Origin of the sequence: Rhodopirellula islandica, assembly GCF_001027925.1 — a bacterium.
GTDB classification, from domain to species: domain Bacteria; phylum Planctomycetota; class Planctomycetia; order Pirellulales; family Pirellulaceae; genus Rhodopirellula; species Rhodopirellula islandica.
This window is the reverse complement of sequence record NZ_LECT01000036.1, coordinates 17506-30554: the sequence shown is the minus strand read 5'-3', so window position 1 is coordinate 30554 and position 13049 is coordinate 17506. Positions and strand designations below refer to the sequence as shown.

The following is a 13049-nucleotide window of genomic DNA, read 5'->3' as shown; positions in this document are numbered from 1 at the left end:
GGGTTTCAACCCGAGGTCCAGGTGCCCCGCACCGGCCCCAAGCCGCGGGGTGCAATCCAGGGATAAAATTGGCATTCGCAATCAGAGCGTCAATGGTGACGGCTGGTCGACTCAGTCGTCAACGACGTTTCAACGTATGATGGGCACTCTTGCCCGTCAGAGTCGGCCTAAGCAGGTACACAGGTGTCATCGCGTATGTGAGCCGTTGGCGTTAGCCACGGTTTTCACGCGCAACCGGGGCGAACGCCCAAACGGCTCACATGGTTGTGCCCGATCATTCCAGCCGACCTGCCTAGACCAACCATCACAACCCGACGCGTGAGCGAGGGACTCCCCCAACTCCCACGACGGCCCCATCCGGGGCGACCGTTTGTTTTCCGGCATCGGTCTCTCGGGGCTTCCGCCCCGAGCTAAGCATGACGGCCCCATCCGGGGCGAAACCCAGATGCCAGCCACCATTTATTTTCCGAACATCCCGAACGGCAACAGGTGGATCCGAACTCGCTGCCAACTGTCGTCGCTCCGCGACTGAAGCCAAGGCGTCCCCCAACCGCGGAGCGGTGGCATTCAACAGCCTCGCATTTCACCATGCCAGGTGGGACCTGGCCGACGTTCTACCGAGCGGCCACTTCGGTTGGCTTTGGCTCTTCGGTGGGTTCTTCTTCCGGTTCCGGTGGCGTTTGAAGTGAACGCAGGAAGTTGATCAGGTGCCACACGTCATCTTCTTCGAATTCACCTTCCACAAAGGTAGCCGCTGGCATCGGCGAACCCTCGATGCCCTGCGTGATTCGAATGTACAGATCATTCGCGGTTCCACCCCCGTGGAACAATCCTGTGGTGAAGTTTCGTGGCGAGGCATTCAGCGGCGGCAACGCACCCCGGGCGAGCAAAGGAATCAGCTGATCACGATTCTCAGGCTTGATGCCGATGCCGAGCGTCCACTCCTTGGTCCAATCGTCGAAGTCGGTTGTTTGCCCATCGCCCAATCCTTTCACGCCGTGGCACTTGCTGCACAAAGCGATCTTGCCGAGATACAGTTCTTGCCCTCGCTGGACGGATTCGGCCAAGGTTTCGGCCTGGTCGCCGTTTTGAAACGCGACGAACTCTTCATAGTTGTCCGCGACCGGCAGGTCAGCCGGTGGTTCAGGAACTTCGACCACCGTGTCTGGAGCTGCCAACCAAGCGTCAGCAATTTCCAAGGCGTAGTCTTCGGCGATCTCCCAACCTTCATCAAACAATTCCTTTTCTTCTTCGTCGGTGGAATTTTTGTGAGCGGGATTGATGATGCGATCGCCGCCTTCCAAATCCAACTCAAAGATCGCGTCGTCGAGCAGGGTTCGCTCCAACTCACCGCGCCAGGAAAGGTAGATCACGTAGTCGGTCAGCGCTTCGGTTTGTTGGTCGATCACTTCTTGGTTGACCGCCTCGACTTCCTCGCCGCTCAGCGTGTCGATCGCTTTGCCGATGTGGTCCTCGATCTGCTCGTCGGTCAGCCTGGGCAGAGCCACCATCGCGGTGCCTTGGATGCCGTTTTTGATCAACGTCGCCAAGTCCTCTCGGGTGGGTTTCTCGCCTCGTTCGGTCGATTTGAATTTGAAGACACCCTTGCGGTAATCACGAGGATACGGATTCAAAATCGCGGAGGACGAGCCGCGTCCATCGCCGCTGATGCCGTGACAGATGGCACACTGTTTTTGATAAAGCCCACGGCCTTCTGCGTCCGCGGGGCCCGAGGCCATCATCAGATTGTCGAGTGACACCAACGTCGCAAAGTCTTCGTCTTCCATCGCCGCTGCTGGCAACTTGGGCTGATCGGGAGTCCCGAACATCTCGGTCACGATCCAAAACGCATCCTGGGACGCCTGTTCCATCTCGATGCCCTCCTTCAACTCGTACTTCATCGCGTGCACGAGGTTGGGCTCAAACGCGACCGGCTTCGGCTCGCTGCAACCGCCAAGAAACGTCGACCCGGCCGCGATCGCGAACGCCCCAGTCAAACAAGTGAGGGATTTCGAACGACGAGGAGATTTGGACGGCATGATCGTGTTGGCGTGAGATGAGTAAGAGATGACTCAGGCCAACAAGGTGGCCTCTTGGGACAACGATGTCACCATTGTATGCAATTGGTCCCGCAATTGGCAAAGCACTGGATCCGCTTCACCGCGTGGCGGGCGCCCGGCGGGAACCGGAATGGCTTCCCCCACTTCGATCACCACTTTCATTGGCAGTGACTCCTTCGCCTTGCCAAAAATGGCCTCTTGAATGCGTTGAATCGTTTCCACAATGCGAGTGTCGGTGATTTTTCCCGGTGTCAAGTATTCATCGGGAAACGAGAGGAGAAACTGTGCCAAGTCCGCGCGTTCTGCATCGCGACGAAAAGTCGCAGGGTCACGGACGGTGTTCTCGGCAGCAAAGAACGTGTTGGAGACCGCCGCACGAATCTTCCGCACGCGTTCTCGCACATCCTCCGTCGGTTTCGCCACCAAGCTATACCGTTCTTCGGACTGCTGAAGCAACTGCTCAATCAAACGATCACGCCGAGGACTGAGTTCGCCAGTGGAAGCATGCCCGGTGAACTCAATTTCTTTCAAAGCCAGGTAGGCCTGCGAGACTCGAAACAAACGCTCCACCAAATTTCCAATGGCCCCGGGACCGGGAGCTGGCAACCAACTCAGCGTTCGCTCCAACTCCGCCAACTGCTCGTGCGCCCAGGCATGTGCGTCTTCGAGGCACAGGTACTTCAAACCAACCGGGTGAATGACGACCTGCCCGTCCTCTCGCTTGGCACGCTTCTTCGCGGCAGCTCGAGCGATGAAGGAAACGCCATCGAGCAAGGGCTTCAACACGTCGTTGGTTCGATTGGTGGTGCCTTCAGGGAACAACACCAGCGGACGTTCCCCGCTGACCAGAATGTCGATTGCGGTTTCGAGTGCTTTGCGATCATTGCCTTCTCGAAAAACACTGAAGGCCCCCATTCGCCGTAGCGCAAACTGCTCGAACCGGTTGGTGTTGAACAAGTGCCACGATGCCATCGCATACAGATGGGTGTGGACCTCTCGAGCCAACCACCCCAGCACGATCGGGTCGGCATAGCGACAGTGGTTGGGGGCAAGCAAGATTCCGTGACCGGCTTGCAACGATTCCGCGAATCGCTCGGCGTGCCGGCATTCGAAATCGAGCACAGCCTCCTTCTTGCGAAGGTGCCAATCAATCAACCGAAAGGTTTGAATTGCAGTGGGCCAGAGGTTCCCGCGATAAGGCGGCACGAACTCATAGGGCCGATCAAGAACAACAGTCAAGACGTCACTTTCGCGAGGAAATAACCCAGAGCCAGTGCGGCCACGAACAGCGAGGTCACCACGGTTCCCAGCAACACCGGATCGATGCCCTTGCTCCGGTTGTCACCGGGTTGTGCTCGAGCGTCAGCTGCCTGGCCGCGATCAATTCCCGAACCCACACCACGTCGACTTCCAGAACTGGGTGCCCGCCCGGGCGGGCCCTTGTAACCGGATTCCACTTCCAAATCGAGAAAGCTTCCTTCCAACATATCGGCGGGCGTTCCCATCGATCCGACCTTCACCAATCGACCACTTTCGCTGGCCGCTTGATTCTGTTCCCGAATGAGCTTGGAACGACTGCTCGCCAGGGTGTCATCGTTTTTATTGGTCAGTGTGTCTTGATTGGACTGGGTGACCATCGATTCTGAACTGCTGTCGAAATCCATCGAAGACAGACTGCTGTCTTCGCCCGGGTCTTCGCCCAGCCCAACTCGAATCATTTCGCCCTTGGGCACGGCAGCCGCAAATTTCTTGAGCACCTCGGCGACGTCGGTGGCGTTTTGATAGCGGTAGCGAGGATCCTTCTGGATCATCTTCACCACGATCCCTTCCAATTCGCCGGGACACTCTGGTCGCAGCTCTCGAATCGCCTTGGGCATTTCGTTTTGGTGCTTGGCGATCCGCTGGGCCAGCGTGCCTTCGGCGAAGGGTGGCCTGCCGGTCAACAGAAAATACAACGTGCAGCCCAGACCATAGATGTCGACTCGGTGGTCCACCGTGTGACTGTTCAGGGCTTGCTCAGGTGCCAGGTAGTCGGCCGTGCCGAGGACATTCTCATTGTTGGCGACGGTCAGAGATTCATCATCCCCGGTTTTGGTCACCAGGGCCAATCCCATGTCCAACAACCGAACCCGGCCGTCGCTGTCAATCAACAGGTTGGCTGGTTTGACATCGCGATGAACCACGCCGCGATCGTGCGCGTGTGCCAATCCACGGGCAGCCTGGGAAATGAGTTCCGCGGCGGTGGAAAAATCGAGCGGTCCGTCGCGCCGCACCAACACCTGCAAATCCACCCCGTCCACGTATTCCATGACGATGTAGTGGACGTCACCGTCGTTATCAATGTCGTGCGCCAACACAATGTTGGGGTGGTTGAGTGACGCGATGGCTTTGGCTTCCAGTTTGAAGCGAGCCAGATACGAGGCATCGTTGACGCGTTTCTTGGGCAGCACCTTGATCGCACGCTTGTCGCCCAAACCGGTGTGTTCCGCCAGATAAACGCTGCTCATCCCGCCCGATCCAATGTGGCCGAGCAGTTTGTATTTGCCTAGGAAGAAGCCCTTGTACTTCCCTGTGAACAGCTTCTCGATGTGCCAATCGGTGAGCAGGCCCGCTTTTTTGTAGGCCATCGCCAGCTTCTTCGAACTGGCCGGCAAACTGCCCTCACACTTTTCACGAACCTTTTTTAGGAACCGTTCCTGCGTGGCTTCGTCAACCAAGTTGCTCCGTGCAACCATCTCGACAAATCGTTCCGATGTGATCGAAGCCATGGTGTGTGGAAGAAAATCCAGTTAGAAGACAAGTCCGATGGTGAAGATCTCGATCGCAGAGACGCCAAACAAAGGAGGTCAGTGAGGCGGCGAGGTTATCCGCGTCCGACCGCACCCTCAATCAAGTTTAACCAAAAACTCACGTCTGGCAGAACGAAATTGCGGGATTGCCCACCGCGGAGGGCGGAATTGTAAACCAATCCGCCATCGCTGAGTGGTCGCGAGCGTGGCCGATTCCTGACTCTCTCAAAGCTAATTTCATGCCCCATCCATCCCTGATTTCGAATCCATCCCAGGAGGCCCACTGCCGGGCCGTCCGCAAACTCGGCCTGATGGCCAAAGTCGCAGCCCCTGGGAAGGTCAAAACAAGACTGGGTGCCACCATCGGATTCGACCATGCGGCCCAAATTCACCAACGATTCCTCGACCAACTCTTCCACGAACTACGGGACTGGGGAGATGAGCGGCATTGGGTGGTCACGCCGATCGAATCGGTTTCGCACCTGACCCAAGTCACGCCAGCGAAGTGGCGACTCACCGACCAGGGGAATGGGGATCTGGGCGATCGCATGCGACGCTGGTTTGCCGACCACCTGCCTGACCGCCCTGCTCTGCCCCGCACTCACGCGATTTTGATTGGAGCGGATTGCCCCTTGCTGACTTCCGCAGATATCGACGAGGCCGATCGACTCTTGCGCGAAAATGATCTCGTGCTGGGACCGGCGGCGGACGGCGGCTACTACCTGATCGGGCTTTCCGGCCCTCTCGCCGGTCCCATTCTCGACACGTTGTGGAGCAACATTCCCTGGAGCACCGACGAGGTTTTCCAACGCACCGTTGCCGCGGCTGAGTCGATGGGGCGAAGGATTGGCAGGCTGCCCGTCCGGTCCGACATCGACACGGAAGAAGATTTGACAGCCCTCCTTCATCAAATCGAACATCCAGCCGACAATGCAGGTGCCCCCACCCCCCACATCGAACTCGCACGAGACCTCCGCCGCATCCTTTCCAGCTAGCGATCTGATTTGTCTACCATCCATCCCGCATCGAGCGACGCCCCTCCCCCTTCCGACCGCCAATCCACCGGCACGCTGATCGTCGGGGGCGGCGTGATCGGACTTTCCATTGCCTGGGAACTCGTCCGCCGGGGCGAAAACGTGACGGTGATCGACCAAGGCCCGATCGCTCACGGAACCTCGTGGGCCGCCGCGGGAATCTTCCCCCCCGCCAACTTTGATCGTGCGACCGATCCCATTGATCGCCTGCGCGGCTTCAGCCACACGCTGTGGCCGCTGTGGTCTCAGCAGCTGCTGGATCAAACCGGCATCGATCCCGGACTGATTCGCTGCGGCGGGCTGTACTTGGCAGAAACGGTTGGCGAAGCCTCTGCACTGACCGGCATGATGTCGTACTGGGCCGACCTCGCGGTGGAATGCGAGCGCATCGATGAATCAGAACTGCTGCGCCGGCAACCTCGGTTGAAGAACTGGGCTCAAACCAATCCGTGGATCCAATCCCATCCGACCAGTGCGGCCTGGTGGACGCCTGACGAATATCAAATTCGACCTCCACGTTTGCTGACCGCCCTGGCCACCGCTTGCCAAAGCCAAGGCGTGACGCTGCTTCCCCACAACACACTGCTCAACCTTTCCTCCCACGCAGCGGGCTGCTCCGCGACCATTCAGTCACGAGATGCGACCGATCACCTGCTGCAAAGCGAACGCACGGTCCTCTGTGGTGGCGCTTCGATGGGAAGCATCTTCCCCGAAGCCCGATTGGACTCCTCGGTGATTCCGATCCGCGGTCAAATCCTGCTGCTCAACAGCGAAACCTTCACCGACCCCATCGTTCTGAACGTTGGCAATCGCTACTTGGTCGCTCGAGGGGACGGGAACGTGTTGGTCGGTTCCTGCGAAGAAGAAGTCGGGTTCGAACCGGGAACCACCGACGATGTCATCCAAGGACTGCGACACTTCGCGAATCGAGTTTGCCCTGAATTGGAATCAGCCAGCGTCGCTTCCCACTGGTCGGGACACCGTCCCATGACCTTCGATGGGTTCCCGATGATTGGCCGCGTGCCGGACCAGCCTCGTCTGTTCGTCGCGGGTGGGCACTACCGCAGCGGGATCCACTTGGCGTGCGGAACCGCTGTCGCGATGGCCGATGCGATCGAGGGCAAACCATCCTTCATGGAACTGTCCGACTTCTCCGTCGGCAAACAGCAAACGGCACCGCGGTGACCGTTTGGTTTGCCCAGGGTTTGATTCCGTTCACTCAAAGCATCGATTGCGAACGGTTGCTCCACCGGAAAGGTTTTGAACGTCAAAGCCGTTTTGCCGCAGAATCCGAGCGGCAATGTGACCGCGGACTCCCACCGCACAACTGACAACGGTTGGCTGATGGCGGTCCAACTCGTCCAAGCGATCACGAAGTTCGTCAACCGGAATATGAATCGCCCCGGCGGCTTCCTGAAGCGGTGCCTTTTCGATTTCCGTGGCACCACGCACGTCGACCACCTGAACATCACTGAGGGAAGCATCCGAATCTCGAAAGGATTCGATGCCATCGAGTGCGTTGCAGGCCGCAAAACCAGCCATGTGCACCGGGTCCTTGGCCGAACCAAATGGCGGTGCGTAGGCCAAATCCAAACCGGTTAAATCGCGAGCGGTTCCCCCGAAGTGCATCGCGGTGGCAATCACATCGATGCGTTTGTCGATGCCTTCGCCGCCCACGCACTGAGCTCCCATGACCTTGCCTGTCCCTGGCTCATAGACCAGTTTCAGCGTCATCGTTTCCGCACCGGGAAAGTACCCCGCATGATGCTTGGCGACAATCGTCACACTGGTCGCTTCCTTCCCACATCGTTCTGCCGAGGCTCGCGTCAGACCGGTCATCCCAACGGAAACGTCAAACACTCGCACGACACTGGTCCCCCACACCGGCGTCGCGGCAGCGGATTCCCCCGTCACCGCATGCTCGCCAGCCAATCGACCGGAACGGTTCGCAGGTCCAGCCAAAGGCACTCGCATCGGTTTCCCCAGCGGGCCAAACACCGGTTCAGAGACGTCCCCCACCGCGTAGATGTCGGGGTCACTGGTGCGAGAGAACTCGTCCACCGCAATCCCGCCCGTGCCGCCAATTTCCAGTCCAGCTTCACTCGCCAAGCCAGCGTTGGGCCGCACGCCGATGCCCAGGATGACCAGTTCAGTTGACAGTTTTTTCCCGTCACTCAGACAAACCGAAGTGGCAGTCCCACCTTCACACGAAATCGACTGCAGCCCGACGCCCAAGTGAACCCCAACATTGTTTCGATGCAAAGCATCTTCGATTGGCTGGGCCATTTCATGATCAAGCAACGGCAACACTTGATCACGCAGTTCCACCAACTCAACGGCGACCCCGCGAAGGCGTAGTTGCTCCACCATTTCCAACCCGATGTAACCTGCTCCAACCACGACAGCCCGACGGACCGCACCGGAATCCACGTGAGCCTTGATTCGATCCATGTCGACCAAATTCCTGAGCGTCAACACATTGTCCGCGTCAACGCCGGGAAGATCCGGCACGATCGGTGAAGCCCCCGGAGCCAAAATCAATTTGTCATAGGCTTGCGAGTACGTTTCGTCTTGCCCGGACGTGACCCCGTGACGCCGAACGGTCACCGTTTGGTTGGCACGATCAATTGACACGACCTCTTCTCGCGTCCTCACATCCAACCGGAACCGTCGTCGCAAAAAGTCAGCCGAAGCGACCACCAATGCGTCTCGATCTTCGATCTCCTGACCAATGTGATAGGGCAACCCACAATTCGCGAACGAGACATCATGATCTTTTTCAAACAAAATGATCTCGGCCTGTTCATTCATCCGCCGGGCACGGGTGGCGGCCGAAGCCCCTCCCGCAACACCACCAACGATCACCAAACGAACGGGTGCATTTGAATCCGCCGACATTTAACTATCCTTTTTGGTCGTTATCTCGTAACATCACGACACATGAATATCGATTCCCCCACTTCAGTGCAACTGCCACTCCGCCATGGCCGCTTCAAAACCTCGCACCAGCAAACGTGTCTCGGAAGCCCCCACCAAGCCTGCGGGAAACGTGCAAGCGTTCTCCGAAGCTGCGGAATGCCTGAAAACGCTGGCTCATCCGGTCCGGCTACGGATCGTGCAATTGCTGCTGCACAGTCGTTACACCGTCGGTGAAATTGCCGCCGACTGCGAAATCGCAGACAACCTGGCATCCGAGCACCTTCGACTGCTGCAGCGATGTGGCTTTTTGGACAGCGAACGCGAAGGTCGCCGCGTGTACTACCAGGTGGTCGAACCTCACCTGACCCAGTTGATGGCTTGCGTTGAGTCACGGTTTCTGGGGGACGATTGATCCACCCCCAGTTGCGCCGCGATCAGATGCGTTCCGATGCTTGGCCTGTGGCAACTGAAACGTGACCGCTTGAGACAACCCGGCGAATGATTGACGATACAGGTCGAACTCCATCGAGTTCCTTCGCGTCCGTCACACCTCGTCGCAGAAAGATTGCCTGCTATGTCCATCGCTTCTCCCGCCACTCACCCTGTTTTGATCGCTGGAACTTGGCGTGAAGCCAACACCGAGTCGACCTTCCAAGCCACCGATCCCAATCGCAACGAAAAACTCGACGCCACGTTCCCCGTCAGCAGTTGGAAAGACTGCGACGAGGCACTCGATGCCGCCGTCGAAGCCGCCACGGAGCTTCGCAAACTTGGGCCTGCCAAAATCGCTGACTTCATCGAAGCGTACGCGGACAAGATTGACGCAGCCAAAGATCAATTGGTCGAAACCGCGTTTGCTGAAACCGGCCTGGCGCGTTCGCCCCGTTTGGCCGACGTCGAACTGCCTCGAACCAGCAATCAATTGCGTGCCGCAGCGAAAGCCTGCCGGACGGGCAACTGGGCCATGCCCACGATCGACACCCAAGCGGGCATTCGTTCGTGCTTGGGCCCACTGGGTCCCGTCTGCGTGTTTGGCCCCAACAACTTCCCGTTCGCGTTCGGCAGCGTTTCCGGTGGCGATTTCGCCGCCGCCATCGCAGCCGGCAACCCGGTGATCGGCAAAGCCAACAGTTCGCATCCTGACACCACACGTCTGTTTGCCGAACTGGCCCTCGAAGCCCTCGCTGAGACCGGACTCCCCGCCGCGACGGTGCAGCTGATTTACCGAACCAGCCACTCGGATGGCGAAAAACTGGTTTCCGATCCACGCATCGGAGCAACCGGCTACACCGGCAGTCGAGGCGCCGGCCTGACCTTGAAGGCAGCCGCTGACAAAGCCGGCAAACCGATCTACCTGGAACTTTCCAGCGTCAATCCCGTGGTCATCACCCCTGCAGCCCTCGAAGAACGCGGCGATGCAATTGTCGACGAGTTCATCACCAGCGTCTTGATGGGCACCGGGCAATTCTGCACGAACCCGGGAATGGTGATGCTCGTCCAAGGCCAAGCCACGGACAAATTCATCGCCGCGGTGAAAGAGCGTTTCACCGCCGCTCCGGCCGGAACCCTGCTGTCACCCGCTGTCGCGTCTTCTCTGGGCAAGAGCATCCAAGCACTCGTCGGCTTTGGTGCCGAATTGCTTGCCGGCGGAGGCGAAGCCGAAACGGACCGCTGTGCGATGGCCAACACATTGTTGAAAACCAGCGGCGAAGCGTTCCTTGGCAATCCGGAAGGCTTCCAAACCGAAGCCTTTGGAAACGCATCGTTGATCATGGTCGCGGACGACACCCAACAACTCTGCGAAGCGATCCGCCACTTGGAAGGCAACCTGACCGGATGCATCTACTCCGCGACTCAAGGTGCTGATGAAGACACTTACACGCAAGTAGCGTTTGAGCTGGAACCCAAAGTGGGCCGCATCCTCAATGACAAAATGCCAACCGGTGTGGCCGTCAGCGCGGCGATGAATCACGGTGGCCCTTACCCAGCGACCGGGCACCCCGGATTCACTGCCGTTGGAGTCCCCGGTTCCTTGATCCGGTTTGGCAAGCTCACGAGTTATGACAATGTCAAAGACTCCCGCTTACCAGCTCTGCTGCAATCCACGCCCCCAACCCCCGACACATGGCGATTGGTGGATGGAGCCTGGACTCAAGACGTGATCTCCTAGGCACAAAGCCGGGCTCTTAGCAAAAAAGCTCAAACTTTCTTGAATTTTTTGCAGAAGAAATCAGCGTTCAAAACCACGCCCTTCACCGGGGCGTTTCGGAAGCATGCTGACAGTTCCCAATCACCCTCGCGCTTCAGACCCTTTGAATTTCGCGGTACTAGAACCCGACCCACCGCAATTGATATTTGGCATCTAAAAACGAAGTGCTTATGGTCATTGCAGTGGCCGACTGAAAGAGCAATCGAATCCTGAAACTTTTGCCGGCCGTTTGGTTTCATGACCTGACAGGACGCAAAGATGACAGAACCGATGAGCCAAATCGGCAAATGGATGGTCGCAGGCCTCCTTCTCACAGCCTTGGTCGGATGCGGCAGCTCCGAAACGGAACTGCTGCCCCTCGATGCCGCGGATGACGAACAGGCATCGGTGGAAGAAATCATGGGCGGAGCCAACGCGACTGCAACAGAGCGACCGACGGAATGAGGCCCCATCGCCGTTCATGGCATGGCGATGAACAGGCGGGCAACACAAGCGGTGCGATTCACTTGCATCCATTTGGAAGAGGCGAAATCCCAATTCATTCAGGAAACAACACCAGCTCATTCATGGGCGGGCGATCCTGAATTTTCATTCCTTCCGAACTTCCTGTGGTCCGTTGACCACATTTCTCCTAGGTGCATCGATGTCCGTTACACATTCACCGCTGGGGCACAATCGCCCCAAACCTGTCCCGAGTCGCATGACTCGCTCGGCATTCACCCTGGTCGAACTCTTGGTCGTCATCGCGATCATCGGCGTCTTGGTGGGTTTGCTTCTGCCCGCCGTCCAAGCCGCTCGCGAAGCAGCCCGACGAATGAGCTGCAGCAACAACTTCAAACAGATGGGCTTGGCACTTCACAACTACCACGCGGCCTACAACACGTTTCCTTATAGTCGCGTCGCAACTCAAACCCAATGGCGTGGACTGGGTCCCACCGTGGCCATGACGCCCTTCATGGAACAGCAAGCCGTTTGGGAGATGATTTCCAATCCCCATACGAGTGACAGTGGCACGACCTACGTCAAATTTGGCGGGTTCCCATGGAGTTCCGACTACACTCCCAACCGTTTCCAAATCCCAACGTTGCGTTGTCCATCAGACCCTGCCGAAGGCGATACCATTGGCCGCACCAACTATGCGTTCTGCTATGGAGACGCGGCTCGGTACATCACCTTCTATTGGTTTGACGGTGACCAACGAACCGACCCTGGCTATGAGTGGGCAGGCGATGATGCCGTGTGGCGTGGCATGTGGAGATGGAACAACAAGAAAAAATTCCGCGATTGCTTGGACGGAACCAGCCAAACCATCATCATGGGTGAAATGGCCAACTTCCTCGATGACCGTTCGATCATCGGCACCGCGGCAGTCTTTGGAAGCCAGGACTTCCAAACCGACCTGGTTCAGTGCAAGAACACGATTGATCCTGAGCGTCCTCAGTTTTATGCCCCCGGCCAAGAACTGATCGGCTACGGCAGCTACGGCGGACAATCCAACCGCGGCCGCTGGTGGACCGATTCCGTCAGCTGCAACTCAGCCATCAACACAATCTTGGGCCCCAACAGCGTGAGCTGCACCTACAGCACCGGCCCTGGGTCAGACTGGACCGGTGGCGTCTACAGCGTCACCAGCCGTCACCAAGGAGGAGCCCACGTTCTGATGACCGACGGTTCGATCAAATTCATCACCGACTCGATCAACGCCTCGACCGAAGGCATGGACAGCAACACAACCGTGACCCCACGTGGGCCCGGAACCGGCCATGACGCCGGTGTCGAAAGTCCCTTTGGCGTCTGGGGTGCCATGGGCACGGCATCTTCAGGAGAGACCCGAGCCAACGAAGCCACCCTCTGATTTGATTGGCGAACTCCGTTCGCGCCCCTCAGAAACCTGAAGACCAGGCCACATCGATTTCCAATCGGTGTGGCCTTTTTTCATGCGGATCTCAACTCGAAACGCCCCCATCGTCCTCCACCAACCAAGAAAAATCGCATCCGCCCGAAGCATTTTCCTCTCCATGGTCTCTAGCAGAGAACC

Annotated in this window: 10 protein-coding genes; 6 read left to right on the top strand and 4 right to left on the bottom strand. The window is 58.1% G+C overall.

Annotated features, from left to right (window positions below; all coding sequences use genetic code 11):
- Positions 1 to 614: 614 nt before the first annotated feature.
- The 3 genes from RISK_RS17805 to RISK_RS17795 are packed head-to-tail and all read right to left on the bottom strand — an operon-like array spanning position 615 to position 4828.
- Entirely contained in the window at positions 615 to 2039 is a 1425-nt protein-coding gene (locus RISK_RS17805; RefSeq protein ID WP_047815686.1) for a cytochrome c, read from the bottom strand.
- Positions 2040 to 2072: 33 nt separating this feature from the next.
- Complete coding sequence (locus RISK_RS17800; RefSeq protein ID WP_047815685.1) at positions 2073 to 3299, bottom strand: 1-acyl-sn-glycerol-3-phosphate acyltransferase; 1227 nt, start codon at positions 3297 to 3299, stop codon at positions 2073 to 2075.
- A complete protein-coding gene (locus RISK_RS17795) occupies positions 3296 to 4828 on the bottom strand; it encodes a serine/threonine protein kinase (protein ID WP_047815684.1) in 1533 nt (510 codons plus the stop codon). The genes RISK_RS17800 and RISK_RS17795 overlap by 4 nt, the downstream gene beginning before the upstream one ends.
- A gap of 260 nt (positions 4829 to 5088) precedes the next feature.
- On the opposite strand from RISK_RS17795, the gene RISK_RS17790 reads away from it, so the two are divergent.
- Together RISK_RS17790 and RISK_RS17785 are read left to right on the top strand one after the other, a co-directional pair.
- Entirely contained in the window at positions 5089 to 5844 is a 756-nt protein-coding gene (locus RISK_RS17790) for a TIGR04282 family arsenosugar biosynthesis glycosyltransferase (RefSeq protein ID WP_047815683.1), read from the top strand.
- Positions 5845 to 5853: 9 nt separating this feature from the next.
- Positions 5854 to 7068 (top strand): NAD(P)/FAD-dependent oxidoreductase, encoded by a 1215-nt coding sequence (locus RISK_RS17785; protein WP_053061218.1) that lies wholly within the window; start codon positions 5854 to 5856, stop codon positions 7066 to 7068.
- 30 nt (positions 7069 to 7098) lie between these two features.
- On the opposite strand, the gene RISK_RS17780 is transcribed toward RISK_RS17785, so the two are convergent.
- On the bottom strand, positions 7099 to 8781 hold the full coding sequence (locus RISK_RS17780; protein ID WP_047815682.1) for an FAD-dependent oxidoreductase: 1683 nt from the start codon (positions 8779 to 8781) through the stop codon (positions 7099 to 7101).
- An 85-nt stretch (positions 8782 to 8866) separates the two neighbouring features.
- On the opposite strand from RISK_RS17780, the gene RISK_RS17775 reads away from it, so the two are divergent.
- The 4 genes from RISK_RS17775 (at position 8867) to RISK_RS17755 (ending at position 12866) form a co-directional block, all read left to right on the top strand.
- Positions 8867 to 9214, top strand: a complete 348-nt coding sequence (locus RISK_RS17775) for an ArsR/SmtB family transcription factor (protein ID WP_047815681.1) — start codon at positions 8867 to 8869, stop codon at positions 9212 to 9214.
- A 162-nt stretch (positions 9215 to 9376) separates the two neighbouring features.
- Positions 9377 to 10972 (top strand): aldehyde dehydrogenase (NADP(+)), encoded by a 1596-nt coding sequence (locus RISK_RS17770; RefSeq protein ID WP_047815680.1) that lies wholly within the window; start codon positions 9377 to 9379, stop codon positions 10970 to 10972.
- A gap of 297 nt (positions 10973 to 11269) precedes the next feature.
- A complete protein-coding gene (locus RISK_RS17760) occupies positions 11270 to 11455 on the top strand; it encodes a hypothetical protein (protein ID WP_047815678.1) in 186 nt (61 codons plus the stop codon).
- Between the two features lie 199 nt (positions 11456 to 11654).
- The gene (locus RISK_RS17755; RefSeq protein ID WP_083435030.1) at positions 11655 to 12866 is read left to right on the top strand and encodes a DUF1559 domain-containing protein; all 1212 of its coding nucleotides are present in this window, start codon (positions 11655 to 11657) and stop codon (positions 12864 to 12866) included.
- The last annotated feature ends 183 nt before the right edge of the window (positions 12867 to 13049 follow it).